We start from the raw sequence: 16,955 nt of genomic DNA on the forward strand, positions 1-16,955 counted from the left end.
GACGGTCTGAACAACAAAATCAAAAAGGAGAAGTGAAAAACAATGACACAACAGCAATGGGATTTAATCGGATATGGGGTATGGGCGCTCATCATATGGGTGACGCTGAAGCAGTTCATGCAGACACGCAAAGAAGTCAAAGGCAGCGGCCTGCGCCTCTTGTTCGGAGATTGGCTGATGTTCGCCGCACTGCCTTGGATTTTCTACTGTGTAGGTTCGAGAGCGACGTTAGAGCAAGTGGGTTGGACAGTTGGCTTAGGATTGGCGCTGGCGATTCCTTACATCGTTACCTCGAAGTTCGAAGTCAAAACGGACGGTAAAGTATTTTTCAAGAAAAATATCTTGTTCTACATCTTCTTATTCGGTTTCCCATACGCACGCTACCTGGTTCGCGATAACGTGTTCCACACGCATCCGATCCTGACGGCCGCACACCGTCCTGACATTGAATTGATGCTGGCTTTGTACATTTCCGTGCTCATTATTTACACGTTCGCATGGCGTTTTTACATGTATACGGCTTACAAAAAAACAGTGAAGCAACTAACTGAAACCACACCCGGCGGGCAAGCAGCACTACCAAACACCCAATCTTAAGGAGTGAAACGTTTATGCCAAATTTGTTTCTTTGCGCAGTCATCTTGATTCTTGTCATCCGCAATCAATTAAAAGCGAAACCGCTGAAGAGAAGCCTGTTCACCCTTCCGCTGCTCCTGCTGTTCTATGCGATCTATGTGGCGGCTCAAGCTAATGTACAGACGGGCGAAGCCATCTCATTGGCACTGGGGGCTTTGCTGGGCGGAGGCGTGGGTCTCATACAAGGACGTCTGGCCAGAGTATATGTGGATAACTCAACTTGGTGGGTGGAAGGTTCATGGGCTAGTTTGGCGGTGTGGCTGATCTCGATTCCTCTGCGTTTTGTGGTCCGTTACGGTTTTGTGGAGCTTGGGGGCATTCCTGTGGTCCTCACGGGAGATCAGGCCTATGTGCCATTCCTGTTCTCCATTGCCGGTATCTTACTGGGAAAAGTGCTGATGCTAACGTTCCGTTACCCTGGACCGATGCAGGCGGCAGCTTCCGGGGAGTTCAGACGCCGCAGGGTTCATTAGACACTTGACCCGACCGACCGTTGGTATACAATAGAAGAAGCAATTTGCATAGGAGGGACACCCATGACAATCGATGCAAACCAACGCAGCGCAAGCTTTCAACTTATTTTGGAGACGACCGAACAGCTGATCAAAGAAAAAGGGTGCCGTCAGACGACACTTCAAGATATTATAGATCGTACAGGGTTATCCAAAGGGGCTATTTACCATTATGTATCCGGCAAGGATGAATTGTTCGGGTTGATTTTAAAATCCAAAGCGGAGCTGCTGAATGATCAGTTCCAAGCGGCCGTAGCCGGGACCGTCGGTCCGGATGCGGCTCCTCCTATTCAGAGCATATCGCGAGGGATGATCGCGAACACGGATAAGGAAGATGTTTCGAACAAAATTTTTACCTATTTGCTCAGCCAGAACGACAATCCGAAGGTCGCTGCGATGATGAAGGATTTATACGACTTCTCTTTGCGTATGGCTACCAACTGGATTGAAATCGGTCAAAAGGCCGGGGCCATTCCGCAGACCGTGGATGCAGGTCAGGCAGCAGCGATTTTTATGACGTTTACGTATGGAATCAGGGTGCAAAATGTGATCGCCAGAGAGCCGCAGCAAGCGCTGCAGCTGGATGATATTTTTCGGTTTATTTTCCGTTCGCTTCAGTAGAAAAAGATATGGGGGAGACCAGTGTCGATGCTAGTAAGCCATGCGCAGCGATCCAAGATTTTGAGAAGCATCATCATGACGATAGTCATTAATGGTGTTGTGCCTGTGGTACTCTATGTGCTGCTTCGCCATGTGATGCCAAGTTTGACGGCGCTTGTGATCGCTACGCTTGTGCCTTTGCTGGAAAATGCCGTGCACATTTGGAAAAGGCGCAGCATAGACACTTTCGGTCTACTGATGCTTAGCTCTTTTGTGCTGGGGGCGGGGCTTGCTCTGCTTGGCGGCAGTGAGCGGCTTGTGCTCGTCCGGGAATCGATCGTTACGGCGGCGGTTGGATGCTGGTTTCTCATATCGCTTCTGTTTCGCAAGCCTTTGATTTACCAAATGGCGCAGCGTTTTGTCGGTGACGAGAAAGCGGCTGTATATGAGCAAAAATGGGAGGAACCCTATACGAGATTCGTGTTCCGGCTCATGACCGCGGTTTGGGGAATGATGCTGCTGCTGGAAGCTGCGGTGCGGGTGGTGTTGGCTTACCAGTTGTCTACGGCTCAATTTTTGGCATTATCACATGTTATTTCGTACGGAGTGATTGCTTTGACGATTGGGTGGACGATTGCTTATCAAAAGCATGCCAAGCGGAAGGCCGCACGGCTCTAGAGAGAGTAAGTACAAAGAGAGTTAGAGGGTTAGATCGTGACGTATATATACACCTACGCCTGCCATGAAGATGAGCAGGCTTTATGTGAGTTAGAGCTGCGCACGCTATTAGGCGCAGAAGTCCGTGCGCGCTACGTAGAGAGCGCGCGTTGCATTGAGCCGAGCCGCAGCCCGTTCCTGAAGCTGCGGCTGGACGTGTTGTTCGAGGCCGGCAGCCTGCAGGAGCTGGCCGAGATGGCGGCAACGTTGACCGTGCGCGGGGCAACGTTCAAGGTTGTGTTCGCGGAGACGGAGGCTGCGGTCAGCTATGACCGCCAGCGGGAGATCGAACGCGAAATAGGCCGGCATCTCCGCGGCAAAGCCGAGATGCGACGGCCGGAGCAGTGGTTCGCCGTAACGGAGCTGCGAGGCCGGTGGTTGTTCGGCGACTGCAGCTACGGCGAAGCCGTGTGGCTTCAGCATCAGCAGAAGCCGCAGAACTACTCCACCGCCCTGAGTACGCGCGTAGCGCGGGCGGTGGTGAACATCGCCGTGCCCGAGGTGGCGGGCACGCGGGTCATTGACCCGTGCTGCGGCATCGGCACGGTGCTGGTGGAAGCGATGTCGATGGGCATCGACATCGTCGGCTGCGACGTGAACCCGCTGGCGGTGCGCGGCGCGCGGGTGAACCTGAACCACTTCGGCATGCCGAATGTGGTGAGCCTCGCGGACATGCGAAGTCTGGGCGAGCAGGGGATGGAGTCGCCGGCCAGCCTGGAGGGCCGCTTTGACGCGCTCATCCTCGACATGCCGTACAACCTCTGCTCGAAGCTGCCAGAAGACGAGCAGCTTCAGATGCTGGAGAGCGCCCGGCGTCTGGCGGCGCGCGCGGTGATCATCACGACCGAGCAGATTGATCCGCTCGTGGCAAAGGCCGGATTTCGCATCGCCGAACGCTGCGTCGTCCGCAAAGGCAAATTCAGCAGACAAGTTCTCGTCTGTTTGTAAACACGTGAGCTGGATCAATACAGCATCTTGCCCAGCGGCCCATTTTCGTCGATGATGTCCTGAATGTCGTACACGGAAATCGGGAAGTAAAGGAACCCGTACACATAGGCAGCAAGCTCATACACCTGGAAGTAGATGACTAGCGCTTTGTCGGCGATGTAGTAATCCTGATCGGGGCGGATTGCGGTGAAATCCACTAGCAAAGGAATATTTCTTGCTTTAATCTGTGCTTGGATAATAGCTGTAAGTCTGGCTACATAGTTGCTGCCTGGCTTAAATAAATCTTTCAGCGCATAGGATTTCCCTGTTTCCGTGTTAAACGTCAACGATTTCTGGATCGTTAATCCATGAGCGCCTCCCGAAAACGCATAGTTCACCAAAGACAAGCTGAGGATATTGCGTTCATTCGTTTTGAGCTCGTAATAAGCGCTTACGTCGGTCATTGGATTTTGCGGATATCCTTGATCGTGAAGCATTTGATTAACTGTGTGAACGATGGTGGTATTGATCGCGTGTTGAACGGAAAAAGGATTCAAGTGCACGACAGCGGGATATAACAAATCGAGCTTATCTCGCTTTATCGAATACGTTTGTATACTAACGGGTTGATCCATGTTTTATCATCCATCCCTTAGTTTTGCTACAATTTATTCGAAAGATGGGCGGATGGTTCATGGCTCCTATTCGCTATGAGAAAAACGTCTATCGACGTCCTTTCGAAGATGAGCGACCGCGTTTAGCGGAAGTTTTTATCGCCAATAGGAAAGTTTGTTAAGCACTTTAGCGCTTTAACGAAGTTAAACTTTCCTATGTGGTAAAAAAGAAACGGCAAGAGCATTAAAGCTCCTGCCGTTTTTTTTGGCTCTGTTTATTGCTGTGCCGTTGAATTGTCAGCTTGGGATGAAGTGTTAGCTTCATTTAGCTGGGAGGACAATTGTTCCACCTGCTCTTTGGATTTGCTGTCATTCGCATTCGCTTGGGCTGCGTTAATGCCATGACTGATCACATCATTATTTTCGTTTGTTGACATGTGAAATCACCTCTTCCATAGAGTTTTATTAGCAATAGCTGTGTTTTTCGAAAAGCTATGTAACGAACAAAGTATGCCACGAAAATGACGATTTCATACGCGCAATTTTACTTTATATGGAAACTTTGGTTTCGGCTAAACGTCTATAGAAGCTAAGGGACTCAAGTGAAAGGAGTATAAGGAAATCGATAGGGAAAACCTATAAACCGAATAGGATTCATCTACTTCACAAATAGAGGCGAAACGGTTCATAATAGAAGAAAATGGAAGCTGTGAAAAGGTGAGGTGAGTTCGATGGGGAAAGTGTTTGAAGCGATGCTCCCTGAGCATGAAGCATTTATTGTGAAGCAGCATATGTTCTTTGTCGGTTCGGCTCCGCTGGATGCGGAGGGGCATGTGAATCTATCGCCGAAAGGTCACGACGTGCTGCGCATTTTATCTCCGACCGAGGTGGCTTACTTGGATTTGACGGGAAGCGGCAATGAAACGAGCGCGCATCTTGAAGAAAACGGGAGAATTACGCTCATGTTCACTGCATTTGAGGGCCCGCCCATGATCCTTCGGTTGTATGGGGAGGGGCGTGTTATATTACCAGGAACCTCCGAGTGGGAGGAACTGGCTCCGCGCTTTACACTGCTTCCGGGAGCTCGCCAAATCATCGTTGTTAACGTACATGTGGTCAAAACCTCATGCGGATACAGCGTTCCGTACTACGCTTATGAGGGTGAGCGGGAAACGCTGCAGAAATGGGCGATCCAAAAGGGCGAGCAAGGACTGGATGAATACCATCGGGAAAAGAACATGGTGAGTATGGACGGCCTGGTGACAACGATCGGTCAAAAGTTATCCACAGATACTATGTCATAGCTAGCTTAACAACCGCTCATTCAAAATGCTTCCGCAGCTCAGCAGGCACTTCACGGCTCTTGCGAGTGCGGCTGTCCATCGTCACGCTGGTGACAAGGGCGTCCGCGCAGAGCTCGCCGCGCTCGTTGATAATTTCCTGCTTCAGTACATAGCTGGAACGACCGATTTTTTCAGGCTGGCAGGTGACGGTTAATTTATCGCCTTGCATGCACTCTTTTTTATAATTGATATTGATGTTGACCGTCACGGTTTGAATGCCCATTTGGCTGAAAGCATCGTAGGGCAGTTCAGACTGTTCGTACCATTCTTCGCGGCCCCATTCAAGGTATTCCAAGTATTTGGCGTTATTGACATGCCCGTTCACATCGATTTCGGTGGATCGGACGATAATGTCGAGGTTGGATTTCATGGGCTGTAGACTCCTTTATAATGAGGATTTATCTTGGAACCTGATATTCGTGTGTGTTGGCTGATACTGTTCTCGGGAGCCCGCCACAATAACCTTGGATTGTTTTTACTGTAAGGTCCGATTTGGGTGTTACAGAGAGCGGGGGCGTGAGAAACTATACTGTAGCACCCTTTTGGGCTCTTACGCCTAGGTAAATGATCGAAAATAAGGGAAATCGCAGTTGTAACTCCCTTTTAGGACGCTACAGAGGCAGCAAACAGCATATCTCTGACTGTAAGGCCCTTTTGGACAGCTACTGGCGCCGTCCATGTCATAATGCTGTTCAGTGGCAACATTTCACCCGGATCGACCTCCGCTGCGTGTGCCGCCAACGATTAGGCAAGTATAGCCTCAGGGATCAGCGGTCTATGCTCAACGGGAGAGGATAACACAATGAGTGTTGTCGGTTTCCCGTAAGCCATTGATGCGTCGATGAACGCTTCGAGCGTAAGGACCGATGCGGTCGTGATTTTGGTCAAATAGCTGAATGCCCCGGTAATGCGATGGGTCTCTACGACGTCGGGGTAGATCTTCACGAACTCCACATATTTTTTGCAGTGTTCGGTTTCCATCAGGATGTACGCGGTTACGCGTTTTTCTAATTTGTCCGGCGCCACGACAGCGCGATAAGCGACGATCACGCCCGCATCCTCCAGTTTGCGCACGCGTTCGGTGACGGCAGGTGAGGTGAGGCCGATGATTTTGCCAAGTTCGGTCATGCTGAGCCGGGCATTTTCTTGTAAATGTTCGATGATTTTTTTGTCGATTTCATCCATACCGATCAGTCCTTTGGATATTAAAGTAATGGGTCTATTATATCTGAATTTTCAAAGAAAAAACTAGTCAACGCTTTCATCATCCCATGTAAGAAGAGCGAATAGACCGATATAATAAGCGATATCCATTATGAGAGGCAGTTGAGTGTAGGATGATGGCATTGATTGTAATCGACGTACAGAAAGCTTTTGAGGATCCGGCATGGGGATCCAGAAATAATCCTCAGGCCGAGGGGCAGATCGCTTTCCTGTTGGAGTCATGGAGAAAGCGGGAGATGCCTATCATCTATGTCAGGCATGTTAGTCGGGAACGTTTTGCTAGAGGCACGGTGGGCTTCGAGTTTAAAACGGAGGCTATGCCGCTCCCAGGGGAAACGGTGTTAGAAAAAACGGTGAACAGTGCGTTTATCGGCACGGATTTAGAGCAACGGCTGCGTGAGCTCTCTTGTGATACGGTCGTGATCGTAGGGCTAACCACGAATCATTGCGTGGAAACAACAACGCGGATGGCGGGCAATCTGGGATTCACGGCATATCTCGTCTCCGATGCGACGGCAACGTTTGACCGTGTTGGTCCCGATGGGTATGTGCATAAGGCGGAGGAGATTCATCGAATGACGCTTGCCAATCTCCATGAGGAGTTCGCGACGATTGTGACTACCCGTGAGCTGATGGAGCGCCTGACCGATCCTGAAGTATTGTAGCTGTTTTTCAGTCGAAGAAGCTGCCTCGTTCATTATGTATAGGAAACAGGTTCAACTGATATTAACGGGAAAACCTACTTATAAATGGGTTCTAATTCGCTGTTCGGGCACATTTAGAAGGAAAAAATGCCGCTAAATGAACCGTAATTCGAGGATTTCAAGATAAAAACTGATATTACCGCCAGAAATTCCAGCTAATTCTCCCACAACCATATTTTCAATATAATTAAAGGTATGTTTCCTGTTAATTGTGCCCGGTTACCGTTCACCATAAGGAGGTATCAGCCCGTTCTCCCCGAACTGGAGAATCGATGATAGATCCCCATAAGATGGGAATGCTATGTCGGGACAGAAATTCAGAAGAATGTTTACTCAGCTGAAAAGAGGTGCTGAATATGACCATGGAGCAAGATCAAGGATACCGCGTGGAACGTGACACGATGGGGGAAATCAGAGTACCTGTGGATAAGTTGTGGGGCGCTCAGACACAGCGAAGCTACGAGAATTTCAAGATAGGCACCGAGCGGATGCCGCTCAGGCTGATCCAAGCGTTTGCGCTGTTGAAAAAGGCCGCTGCACAAGTAAATCGCGAGCTTGGCGGGTTGACGCCGGAGAAGGCGGAAGCCATCATGCAGGCGGCTGACGAGATCGTGGAGGGGCGCTGGAACGACGAGTTCCCGCTCGTCGTCTGGCAGACGGGCAGCGGGACGCAGTCGAACATGAACGTTAATGAGGTCATCGCCCATCGCGGCAATGAGCTGCTCCAGGGGGATGGCTCCCAGCGCATCCATCCCAACGATGACGTGAATCGTTCGCAGAGCTCGAACGATACGTTCCCGACGGCGATGCATGTCGCAGGCGTCATCGCCGTAGAGGAAGAGCTGCTGCCGGCGCTGGCGCTGCTGCAGGAGACGATGCGCGGCAAGATGGAGGCCTATGCCGACATCGTCAAGATCGGCCGCACCCACCTGCAGGACGCCACCCCGCTGACGCTGGGGCAGGAGATCAGCGGCTGGTGGGCGATGCTGGAGCAGGCCGGGCGCATGGTGCGCGCCAGCGTGGAGGCGATGCGTGAGCTGGCCATCGGCGGCACCGCGGTCGGCACAGGGCTGAACGCGCATCCCGAGTTCGGCGCGCGCGTCGCCGAGGCGCTCACGCGCGAGACGGGTACGCGCTTCGTCTCGGCGGCAAACAAATTTCATGCGCTGACCAGCCATGATCAGATCGTATACACGCACGGCGCGCTGAAGGCGCTGGCGGCGAACTTGATGAAGATCGCCAACGACGTGCGTTGGCTGGCGAGCGGTCCCCGCTGTGGAATTGGGGAAATCACGATTCCGGAGAACGAGCCCGGCAGCTCGATCATGCCGGGCAAGGTCAATCCGACCCAGAGCGAGGCGATGACGATGGTCGTCTGCCAAGTGATGGGCAACGATGCGGCCATCGGTTTTGCCGCGAGTCAGGGCAACTTTGAGCTGAACGTGTTCAAGCCCGTTATCATTCATAACTTCCTGCAGTCCGTGCGGCTGCTGGCGGATGCGATGCGCTCGTTCAACGACAACTGCCTCGTAGGCATGGAACCGAACCGCGAAGTGATTCAGCGCAACCTCGAGCAGTCGCTTATGCTGGTGACGGCACTTAACCCGCACATTGGGTATGAAAAAGCGGCAAGCATCGCCAAGCAGGCTCACAAGGAAGGGCTGACGTTGAAAGAGTCTGCGTTACGCAGCGGTTATTTGACTGCTGAGCAGTTCGATAGTTACGTACGTCCGGAAGAGATGGTGCATCCGAAATAACGATCCGTGCGGACTAAACAGAAGAAGATAACCTGTACGAACCCATTGGGGTAAGTGCAGGTTTTTTCGCGTTAAAAGGGAACCTTTTTCGCGTCCGGGGAGACTCCGACTTTCGGATGCATGTGGCAAAAGGAGTGTCGGGCGTTTGGAAAATTACTTTTCTGGGAAGTGTAAACCCGTAGAAATTGGCGTAATTGAGCGCGCATCGTCTCGGAAGCTAACAAGTTATTAGCCTTGCTGACCCACAAAGAAGAAGAGAAATCCTCCTGCTGCTATGAGAAGTACCCAACTCAGGGTTGCCCTAAGACTTGGCGCGGGCCCGCTGCGCAGTACCTGGATACCAAGCGGAACGAGGGCTACACAAAGCCCAATCGCAGCAGCTATTGAGAACGAAGTTGTTCCTTTAAGGACGCCCAAGGGAAGTGCAGCCATTAGCCCCAATACTATAGCCCGAATGAATCCGAGCGTTCCTGAACGGTAAGCGCCTATAGCAAGGACGATCCATCCTAGCATGATGGCAAGATTGAGTGTACTGAAAATGTGGAACGCTCCGTAGGAGTCGGCAACGGCTTTCGCTGCAAGCTCCACGCCTTGCGAACGAACCAGCTGAAATGCCAGGTGATCGATGCCGGCATGAAACGTGCGGGCAAACAGCCCAAAGATGGCGAACATGCCGCCCCAAAAGGCCCACCCGGGCCTTTTGGCGTTGATCATCCTTACGAGTGTAAGGATGGCAGGCCACATCAGCACATTGCCTGCTGCAAAAGCGCTGTAAGAGGCAGCTATTAGATTCGGGTGATCTTTGTAAGCCGTCAGCTGCTCTGGGAAGAAAAAATGAAACGGCAGTCGTAGGACGACTCCGATGAAGATCAGCGTCGGACCTAAGATCAGCGTGATTCCACCGATCCAACGGCCTGGGAACCACGGATCCTCTTTTCTCATGACATTTTCATTCATAGACTTTCACCTCGCAATGGATATGGAAACATTTATGAGACGTAAATGACTCGTGTTATCCATTCAACCCATTTCCTTCACGCCTAGTTATCCATGTTTAATCTTAGTTATATCAAGATACCCTAAGAATCAAGTACTCTTAGTAATGTAAGCACATACATTTCAGAGCACTTGGGAGGTCATAGATCAGATGAAGAAATCATTGAAACAATGGGTTGGCGTAGGCACAACGGTCATCATGGCCGCAACGATGGTTGCAGGCTGCGGCAGCACCACGAATACAGCGCAAGACACAAGCAAGCCGAGCGCAGCGGCAACCGCTAACGCGAAACCGTTCGCAGGCAAGACGATCTCGCTCGTTACTGCGAACCATCCTTGGGCGGATGCGATTAAGCCATTGCTGCCAGACTTCGAGAAAGAAACGGGCATTAAGGTGAATGTCGAGAGCTTTTTCGAGGATCAGCTTACACAAAAGCTGACCGTACAATTCACTTCCGGTTCTGCAACGCCTGACGTATTCATGTATCGCCCGCTGCAAGAGGGCAAGCTGTTCTTCAAAAACGGTTGGGTTCAACCGCTTGACGACTACACGAAAAAAGACGCGAACTACGACTTTAACGACTTCGCCAAATCGGCGATCGGCTCTACGACGGTAGATGCGAAGTTGGCCGGTATCCCGATTATTACGGAGCAAGAGATTTTGTACTACCGCAAAGATTTGCTGCAAAAAGCCGGCATCGCTGTGCCAAAAACGCTGGATGAACTTCAAGCGGCCGTGAAAAAGCTGCACGATCCGAAAAATGAAATGTACGGTTTCGTGGCTAGGGGACAACGTTCACCACTGGTAACTCAAGTTTCTTCCTTCTTATACTCGGAAGGCGCTGACTTCACGACTGGCGATAAAGCAACCATTAATACGCCTGAAGCGGTTAAAGCTTTCACAACTTATGGAACATTACTCAAGGATTACGCGCCTCCAGGCGTACTGAATATGTCTTGGCCGCAAGCCTTCGGTATTTTCGCTCAAGGGAAAGTCGCTTTCTTAACGGATGCGAACTCACTCTATCAGAACGCTACCGACCCAGCGAAGTCCCAAGTTGCCGATAAAGTCGGATTTGCCGTATTCCCTGGCGGAAAAGCAGGATCCAAGCCTTACAGCATCACATCATGGGGTCTGGCGATGAACGCCAAATCGGGCAATAAAGACGCTACTTGGGAATTCATCAAGTGGGCGACAAGCAAAGATATCGTGCTGAAAACCCAGCAAAAAGGCAACCCTGGCGCCCGCGTTTCTGTTTGGGATAAACCGGAAGGTACAACAGGCTTCCCGGCTGAGCTTGTTCCGATTATTAAAGAAAGCTCCAAAGCCGGCGTTGACCACGACCGTCCGACCGTCATCAGCGTAGGCGAAGCTCGTGACGCAGTAGGCGAAATCGTACAAAAGCTGATGACAGGCGAAACGAACATCCAGCCTGTTGCCGACAAAGCCAACCAAGCGCTGCAAACGATCATGGACAAAGACAAAACGAAATAGTCCACTTTGATAACGAAGTTATTCAGGATGTTATATCGACTTCGAATCTTGAACGAAATCCGGGAAGTCCGGTACTCACGTAGCACATCACTACGCTCCGTTCCTCCTTCACCGGATTTCGTCCAACCTTCTCGGTTCTGAAAGTGGACTTTATAAAACACATATCAAATTCTCCGATCAAAAGGGTCATCATATGGCCCTTTTGATCACATATGGGGATTTCATTCATCAGGAAGGGGGAATGCAGTGTGCAATACAGTTGGTTTAACCGCAACTTAAAATGGATTTATACGCTTCCGGCCGTCTTCTTCGTCCTCATCATGATGCTGTTTCCAATCATCTACACGGTTCGGATCAGCTTCTACGAGTGGAGCATGTCGGCGACAACGCCGCCTGCGTGGGTTGGCTTGGGAAATTATATCGCTTTATTGAAAGATGCACGTTTCTGGCATGCAGCCGGCTCTACGTTTTACTTTACGATCATGGCTCTGGCGCTGGAAGTGATTTTGGGCATTGCAATCGCCCTGCTGCTTTCCAGAGAATTCAGAGGGAAAAATCTGGTGAAGACCGTGTTCCTGCTTCCCATGGTAGCGACTCCGGTCGCAATGGGTCTGGTTTGGATGCTGATCTACGAGCCTACCATTGGTGTAGCCAATATGATGCTCAAAGCGATGGGACTTCAGCCTTTGCTGTGGCTGGCCTCGCCGAATCAAGTAATTCCGTCCCTCGTGATCGTAGACGTCTGGGAATGGACGCCGATGATCGCCCTCATCATCATGGCAGGATTAGCTACGCTTCCAACAGATCCTTATGAAGCTGCGGATGTGGATGGCGCTAGCGCTTGGAGGAAATTCGTCTCTATTACACTGCCGCTCTTAAGACCTACGATCATCGTGGCTGCGATGCTGCGTCTGATCGACGTGCTGAAGACATTCGATATCATCTACGCGACTACGCAAGGCGGACCGAACTTCGCTTCGGAGACGCTCAATCTTTACGGTTACGTGCAAGGCTTTCAGTACTTTAAGCTGGGCTCGGCTTCATCCTTGCTTGTCATTTTCTTCGCCCTGGTGATGGGCTTAACGTTATTCATGATCTGGATGCGCAAACGATTGGAGGGAGCGTCATGAAAAAGAATAAAGGCAAAAGCATCCTCCAGACGCTGCTCACGTTCCTAGTTCTCATTGTCTTTGCTTTTCCGTTCATATGGATGCTGCTAGCTTCTTTCAAGACGCAGGCGCAGATTTTGTCTACGGGGCAGCTCTTTATTTTCAAGCCTACTTTTCACAATTACGTTAGCGTATTTAAGGAGTATAACTTCCTGAAGTTTATTTGGAACAGTTTTCTTGTCGCTTTTGGTTCGACGCTTCTTTCCTTGATTCTCGGCCTGCCGGCCGCGTATGCGATTGCAAGGCATCACCTTCAAAAATTAGGGCTGCTTATCCTGGTTGCGAGAATTATCCCGGGAATTACGTTCCTGATTCCTTGGTTTATCCTGTTCTCCAAAATTCATTTGGTGGACACGTATACAGCACTCATTTTGAGCCATATGCTTGTCGGGCTTCCGTTCATTATCTGGATTATGATTTCGTTCTTTGAGGCGCTGCCGACCGAGATTGAAGAGTCTGCGCTCATTGACGGATGTACGCATCATCAAGTGTTTCTGCGCATTATTTTGCCGATTTCCGGTCCGGGCGTCATCACGTCATCGCTGCTTTCCTTTATTTTTTCGTGGAACAATTTTATGTTCTCGGTCATTCTGGCAGGGGACAAAACCAAAACATTACCGATTGCCGTCTTTAATTTCATGTCTTATTCCGAAATCAATTGGGGCGCTCTGATGGCAGCCGCATGTATCATCACTTTGCCTGTCCTGCTCATCGCGTTGGTATCTCAACGCTATGTCGTCAGCGGACTTGCCGCAGGTGCTGTAAAAGGCTAATCATGGAAAGACTATACTGCGGGAACGAACGCCTTTCTTTTGAAAGGCTTCTCTCGTATAGTTAGGTTCTAGGTTAGTCAGTCCAGCGGAAGCGTGGAAGGTGATCAGCACATGCCCTATAAATTGAACATATTCAGCAAAATCCTGATTTTGCTGGTTTTGCTGCTTATTCCGATCGTCGTGCTATATAGTTTCACGAATCGAATTACGAACCATGTGGTGCAGGACCAGATTCAATCCTCGAATTTGAACCAGCTCTCTTTTTTCCTGAATCAATTGGATTCCAATGTGGAGCGTCTCGCGATGTCACCGGTCATTCTCGGCAGCGATCCTTACATCAGAGAATTCATCGATCGAAGCGGGTCGCCGGATTACGACACCTTGAAGGAGCAGTCGCGCATCATCGAGAAACTCAGCTTGCAGAGTGTGGCGGGTGGTTGGGTCAACGAGTTGACCATCGCCGTTCCGAAGGAGAACAAAGTGTTATCCTCCAGTATTTTTGTTAATGGTACGGATAAATGGCCTTGGAGCAGTCCTGTTCATCGGACATGGTCTTATGAAGCGCAAAGCATCGGCAACAATGGAGCATCGTTTGTCCGGGACATTAGCGAGCCCGTCCGGGCGGAGTATATGAACCAGGCCAGAGTGCTTTATCAAGTCAGATTTAGCGTTCAAAATATTATCCAGCTGCTGGATGTTTACAAACAGGATAAGCGAAGCGATCCTTTTTTGTTGGACAGTCAATCGGGACTGATAGCGAATAGCACGTCTACGCCTTCGATTACTAAAGCAATTCGTGAACAAATGGCAGGCATCCGTTTAGCTGGATCCGGACAAGTTCAATTTGAAATCGATAAACAACAGTATTTGATCAGCTATGTGAAATCGGAGCAGTTGGGCTGGTATTTGGTGGACTATGTGCCTGTTCAGAAAATATTGTCTCCGATTACGATGTCGCGCAACTTGTTTTACGTCTCTATTGGTCTTCTGCTCGTCATGAGTGTACTGGCTTCATTCTTGCTGTACCGCAATGTGCAGATTCCGATTGTGAAAATGATTCAAAGCGTGCAAAAAGTGAAGCGGGGCGACCTGTCGGCACGGATCGAGTACAAGGCCAAGAATGAATTTGATTTCTTGATTCAGCGTTTTAATGAAATGGCACAGCAAATTCAAGTGCTGGTTGAAGATGTGTATGCGGAAAAAATACGCTCGCGCGAAGCGACGCTGAAGCAATTGCAGTCGCAAATTCACCCCCATTTTTTATATAATTCGCTGTTCTTTATTATCAATTCGGCGGAGATGGAAGATAAGGAATCGGTCGTGGCGATGGCGCAAAACTTGGCCGAGTTTTACCGGTATACAACCCGGGTCGAAAACCAGATGGTACGGCTCAAAGAGGAAGTGGACCTGGTCGGTCACTATTTGAACATCCAAACCTTGCGCATTCACAGGCTCACTTATGAGATTGCCGTGCCCGAGGTCATGATGGAGGAACGCATTCCACGGCTCATCCTGCAGCCACTGGTGGAGAATGCCATCATTCACGGCATCGAGCGCAGTCTGCAAGGCGACCGGATTACCATTACAGGCGAGCAGGATGCGGAATTTAATCGGCTTATCGTGGAAGACAACGGCGGAGGGATCTCGGATGAGGAGCTGGAAAAGCTGCATAAGCAGCTAGAGGCGTCTATGTCGGATGAGGTTGGCTGCGGTACATGGAATGTCCATCATCGCTTGTACTACCAATTTGGCGCGGGCTCAGGTTTGACCTTCCATAGAGGGTCATCCGGCGGTATGCGGGCTGTTCTAACTTGGAACCGTCATGTACAGACGAGCGGACCGGTTATGGAGGAAAGAAAAGCATGATTCAACTATTGATCGTCGATGATGAGGTTCACGTGGTGGAGCGTCTTTTTTCTACGATACAGTGGGGAACTGTCGGCGTTGAACAGGTATATAAAGCTTATTCGGGTATGGAAGCGCTGGAATTGCTCGAACAGATCTCCATTGACATCGTGATCACAGACATTCAAATGCCAGGCATATCCGGACTGCAACTGATCGATGAAATCAACCGCAGATGGCCGAAGACCAAGTGCATACTTTTGTCAGGCTACTCGGATTTCAACTATGCCAAAGAGGCGATCCTTCAGGGTACGGAGGACTATCTGCTGAAGCCTGTTACAGAAGAAGACCTGCTGACCACGGTTAGACGCGTGAAGGATAAGCTGCAGCGCGAGTGGGAGGAAGTCGTTTCCAGACAGCGCTTGACCTATACCTTGAAGGAGAATTTGCCGCTGCTACGGGGGAATTTATTGAACGATATCCTTCAGGGGCGCAAAATGTCAGAGTCCACACTGCGGGATAAAATGCACATGCTGGAGCTGATGGATTACCATGGGCATGCGTTTGCCATTATGATGGTCCGGCTCGAGTCTGAATTTCTCGAATACGATATCGGCCGGTTGTCCTTAATGGAATATGCCATCGGCAATATGGTAGAGGAATTGTTTGGGGAACAATTCGACAGCTGGCATGCGAAAGATGCTCACGATTATTTGGTTTTCGTCATGAAGGGGAAAGGGCGGCAGGAAGCGCCCGATAAGGATGAAACGGCTTGGCTTGAGAGGACGGCTTCCGTTCTGCAGTCAGCTGTGAATAACTATTTAAAAGGGAAAATCTCTATTCTGGTCAGCAACTGGGGCCGATTCCCGGACGATATGAATGCTCTTTATAACCGGTCGTTAAGCGCCTTCCGCAAAAGGATCGGCAATGAGCACGAATTGTTCATGCGGCTTGGCGATGAACCGGCGCAGGCTGAACTTACGGCGTTACAACGGCTGTATGAGCCGCCTACGCTCAATCATCTGCTGGAAGCTGCGCGCTGGGAGGATACCGAAGAGAAACTGAGCGTTATTTTCGATGAAATGGAAGACAAATATTCGGAGTCGCAGGAACATTTGCTGGAAGTGTATTTTTCGGTAGCATCCGCTTTTGCTTACATCGCTCATAAAAATGGCCGGCAGCTCCATCAGTTGATCGGCACGGATTACGACCGAATGACGGAAGGCATTCCTTTCCGTACAGTGAACCAGTTAAGGGAATGGTCGCTTCGCGCTCTGCAGCGCATGAAAGAGGATATGGACCAGGAGCGGAAGGACAGCAGGGTGTCGCTGATCAACGAGATCCGCTCTTTTATCGAGCAGCATCTGTCCAGTGATGTTTCCTTGCAGTCCATAGCGGATCATGTATATTTACATCCTGTTTATGTGTCCAAAATTTACAAGTTAGAGACCGGCGACAACTTAAGCGACTACGTGAATCGTCTACGGATGGATAAAGCAGCGTATCTATTAAAACATAGCCAGGATAAAATCTATGAAATCGCTACGCAGCTCGGTTATCAGCGGCCCCATTCGTTTAACCATGCATTTAAGAAGCATTACGGCATGACGCCGCAGGAATATCGAGATCAATACTCGTAACGA

At 50.2% G+C, this 16,955-nt stretch carries 18 protein-coding genes; 13 read left to right on the plus strand and 5 right to left on the minus strand.

All coding sequences use genetic code 11. The features are described 5' to 3' along the window. The first annotated feature begins 42 nt into the window (after nucleotides 1-42). The 5 genes from ACFQZT_RS10525 (at nucleotide 43) to ACFQZT_RS10545 (ending at nucleotide 3,413) form a co-directional block, all read left to right on the plus strand. Complete coding sequence (locus ACFQZT_RS10525; RefSeq protein ID WP_379299387.1) at nucleotides 43-597, plus strand: CcdC protein domain-containing protein; 555 nt, start codon at nucleotides 43-45, stop codon at nucleotides 595-597. A 14-nt stretch (nucleotides 598-611) separates the two neighbouring features. Next, entirely contained in the window at nucleotides 612-1,109 is a 498-nt protein-coding gene (locus ACFQZT_RS10530) for a hypothetical protein (protein ID WP_379299389.1), read from the plus strand. A gap of 63 nt (nucleotides 1,110-1,172) precedes the next feature. After that, nucleotides 1,173-1,769: a TetR/AcrR family transcriptional regulator gene (locus tag ACFQZT_RS10535; protein WP_379299391.1), complete on the plus strand. Its 597-nt coding sequence runs from the start codon at nucleotides 1,173-1,175 to the stop codon at nucleotides 1,767-1,769. Nucleotides 1,770-1,796: 27 nt separating this feature from the next. Beyond that, nucleotides 1,797-2,426 (plus strand): VC0807 family protein, encoded by a 630-nt coding sequence (locus ACFQZT_RS10540; RefSeq protein ID WP_379299393.1) that lies wholly within the window; start codon nucleotides 1,797-1,799, stop codon nucleotides 2,424-2,426. Nucleotides 2,427-2,459: 33 nt separating this feature from the next. Continuing rightward, nucleotides 2,460-3,413 (plus strand): TRM11 family SAM-dependent methyltransferase, encoded by a 954-nt coding sequence (locus ACFQZT_RS10545; RefSeq protein ID WP_379299621.1) that lies wholly within the window; start codon nucleotides 2,460-2,462, stop codon nucleotides 3,411-3,413. Nucleotides 3,414-3,427: 14 nt separating this feature from the next. On the opposite strand, the gene ACFQZT_RS10550 is transcribed toward ACFQZT_RS10545, so the two are convergent. After that, nucleotides 3,428-4,027 carry a DUF3298 and DUF4163 domain-containing protein gene (locus ACFQZT_RS10550; protein WP_379299395.1) on the minus strand — a complete coding sequence of 200 codons (600 nt, stop codon included), beginning with the start codon at nucleotides 4,025-4,027 and terminating at the stop codon, nucleotides 3,428-3,430. 254 nt (nucleotides 4,028-4,281) lie between these two features. Next, nucleotides 4,282-4,443: a hypothetical protein gene (locus ACFQZT_RS10555; RefSeq protein ID WP_379299397.1), complete on the minus strand. Its 162-nt coding sequence runs from the start codon at nucleotides 4,441-4,443 to the stop codon at nucleotides 4,282-4,284. A 294-nt stretch (nucleotides 4,444-4,737) separates the two neighbouring features. Between ACFQZT_RS10555 and ACFQZT_RS10560 the strand changes: the two genes are divergently transcribed. After that, the gene (locus ACFQZT_RS10560; protein ID WP_379299399.1) at nucleotides 4,738-5,310 is read left to right on the plus strand and encodes a pyridoxamine 5'-phosphate oxidase family protein; all 573 of its coding nucleotides are present in this window, start codon (nucleotides 4,738-4,740) and stop codon (nucleotides 5,308-5,310) included. 16 nt (nucleotides 5,311-5,326) lie between these two features. Here ACFQZT_RS10560 and ACFQZT_RS10565 read toward each other — a convergent pair whose 3' ends face one another. Continuing rightward, the gene (locus ACFQZT_RS10565; protein ID WP_379299401.1) at nucleotides 5,327-5,719 is read right to left on the minus strand and encodes an acyl-CoA thioesterase; all 393 of its coding nucleotides are present in this window, start codon (nucleotides 5,717-5,719) and stop codon (nucleotides 5,327-5,329) included. Between the two features lie 374 nt (nucleotides 5,720-6,093). Continuing rightward, nucleotides 6,094-6,534 carry an Lrp/AsnC family transcriptional regulator gene (locus tag ACFQZT_RS10570; protein WP_379299403.1) on the minus strand — a complete coding sequence of 147 codons (441 nt, stop codon included), beginning with the start codon at nucleotides 6,532-6,534 and terminating at the stop codon, nucleotides 6,094-6,096. A 152-nt stretch (nucleotides 6,535-6,686) separates the two neighbouring features. Between ACFQZT_RS10570 and ACFQZT_RS10575 the strand changes: the two genes are divergently transcribed. Both ACFQZT_RS10575 and fumC read left to right on the plus strand, forming a co-directional pair. Beyond that, nucleotides 6,687-7,238, plus strand: a complete 552-nt coding sequence (locus ACFQZT_RS10575) for a cysteine hydrolase family protein (protein ID WP_379299405.1) — start codon at nucleotides 6,687-6,689, stop codon at nucleotides 7,236-7,238. Between the two features lie 395 nt (nucleotides 7,239-7,633). Continuing rightward, complete coding sequence (fumC, locus tag ACFQZT_RS10580; RefSeq protein WP_379299407.1) at nucleotides 7,634-9,034, plus strand: class II fumarate hydratase; 1,401 nt, start codon at nucleotides 7,634-7,636, stop codon at nucleotides 9,032-9,034. Nucleotides 9,035-9,262: 228 nt separating this feature from the next. Here fumC and ACFQZT_RS10585 read toward each other — a convergent pair whose 3' ends face one another. Further along, nucleotides 9,263-9,991: a hypothetical protein gene (locus tag ACFQZT_RS10585; RefSeq protein ID WP_379299409.1), complete on the minus strand. Its 729-nt coding sequence runs from the start codon at nucleotides 9,989-9,991 to the stop codon at nucleotides 9,263-9,265. 190 nt (nucleotides 9,992-10,181) lie between these two features. On the opposite strand from ACFQZT_RS10585, the gene ACFQZT_RS10590 reads away from it, so the two are divergent. The 5 genes from ACFQZT_RS10590 (at nucleotide 10,182) to ACFQZT_RS10610 (ending at nucleotide 16,952) form a co-directional block, all read left to right on the plus strand. Then, on the plus strand, nucleotides 10,182-11,525 hold the full coding sequence (locus ACFQZT_RS10590) for an ABC transporter substrate-binding protein (RefSeq protein ID WP_379299411.1): 1,344 nt from the start codon (nucleotides 10,182-10,184) through the stop codon (nucleotides 11,523-11,525). A gap of 248 nt (nucleotides 11,526-11,773) precedes the next feature. Continuing rightward, a complete protein-coding gene (locus tag ACFQZT_RS10595) occupies nucleotides 11,774-12,655 on the plus strand; it encodes a carbohydrate ABC transporter permease (protein ID WP_379299413.1) in 882 nt (293 codons plus the stop codon). After that, nucleotides 12,652-13,467 carry a carbohydrate ABC transporter permease gene (locus tag ACFQZT_RS10600; protein WP_379299415.1) on the plus strand — a complete coding sequence of 272 codons (816 nt, stop codon included), beginning with the start codon at nucleotides 12,652-12,654 and terminating at the stop codon, nucleotides 13,465-13,467. Before ACFQZT_RS10595 ends, ACFQZT_RS10600 begins: the two co-directional genes overlap by 4 nt. A gap of 111 nt (nucleotides 13,468-13,578) precedes the next feature. Further along, nucleotides 13,579-15,333: a sensor histidine kinase gene (locus ACFQZT_RS10605; RefSeq protein ID WP_379299417.1), complete on the plus strand. Its 1,755-nt coding sequence runs from the start codon at nucleotides 13,579-13,581 to the stop codon at nucleotides 15,331-15,333. Continuing rightward, entirely contained in the window at nucleotides 15,330-16,952 is a 1,623-nt protein-coding gene (locus ACFQZT_RS10610; RefSeq protein ID WP_379299419.1) for a response regulator, read from the plus strand. Before ACFQZT_RS10605 ends, ACFQZT_RS10610 begins: the two co-directional genes overlap by 4 nt. Nucleotides 16,953-16,955: the final 3 nt, after the last annotated feature.

Source organism: Paenibacillus sp. GCM10027628, from assembly GCF_042676385.1.
In the GTDB taxonomy this organism is placed as follows: domain Bacteria; phylum Bacillota; class Bacilli; order Paenibacillales; family NBRC-103111; genus Paenibacillus_E.

Coding starts and splice junctions, on each gene's coding strand:
- ACFQZT_RS10525 (WP_379299387.1), top strand. CDS start 43: ATGACACAACAGCAATGGGATTTAATCGGATATGGGGTATGGGCGCTC.
- ACFQZT_RS10530 (WP_379299389.1), top strand. CDS start 612: ATGCCAAATTTGTTTCTTTGCGCAGTCATCTTGATTCTTGTCATCCGC.
- ACFQZT_RS10535 (WP_379299391.1), top strand. CDS start 1,173: ATGACAATCGATGCAAACCAACGCAGCGCAAGCTTTCAACTTATTTTG.
- ACFQZT_RS10540 (WP_379299393.1), top strand. CDS start 1,797: ATGCTAGTAAGCCATGCGCAGCGATCCAAGATTTTGAGAAGCATCATC.
- ACFQZT_RS10550 (WP_379299395.1), bottom strand. CDS start 4,027: ATGGATCAACCCGTTAGTATACAAACGTATTCGATAAAGCGAGATAAG.
- ACFQZT_RS10555 (WP_379299397.1), bottom strand. CDS start 4,443: ATGTCAACAAACGAAAATAATGATGTGATCAGTCATGGCATTAACGCA.
- ACFQZT_RS10560 (WP_379299399.1), top strand. CDS start 4,738: ATGGGGAAAGTGTTTGAAGCGATGCTCCCTGAGCATGAAGCATTTATT.
- ACFQZT_RS10565 (WP_379299401.1), bottom strand. CDS start 5,719: ATGAAATCCAACCTCGACATTATCGTCCGATCCACCGAAATCGATGTG.
- ACFQZT_RS10570 (WP_379299403.1), bottom strand. CDS start 6,534: ATGGATGAAATCGACAAAAAAATCATCGAACATTTACAAGAAAATGCC.
- ACFQZT_RS10575 (WP_379299405.1), top strand. CDS start 6,687: ATGATGGCATTGATTGTAATCGACGTACAGAAAGCTTTTGAGGATCCG.
- fumC (WP_379299407.1), top strand. CDS start 7,634: ATGACCATGGAGCAAGATCAAGGATACCGCGTGGAACGTGACACGATG.
- ACFQZT_RS10585 (WP_379299409.1), bottom strand. CDS start 9,991: ATGAATGAAAATGTCATGAGAAAAGAGGATCCGTGGTTCCCAGGCCGT.
- ACFQZT_RS10590 (WP_379299411.1), top strand. CDS start 10,182: ATGAAGAAATCATTGAAACAATGGGTTGGCGTAGGCACAACGGTCATC.
- ACFQZT_RS10600 (WP_379299415.1), top strand. CDS start 12,652: ATGAAAAAGAATAAAGGCAAAAGCATCCTCCAGACGCTGCTCACGTTC.
- ACFQZT_RS10605 (WP_379299417.1), top strand. CDS start 13,579: ATGCCCTATAAATTGAACATATTCAGCAAAATCCTGATTTTGCTGGTT.
- ACFQZT_RS10610 (WP_379299419.1), top strand. CDS start 15,330: ATGATTCAACTATTGATCGTCGATGATGAGGTTCACGTGGTGGAGCGT.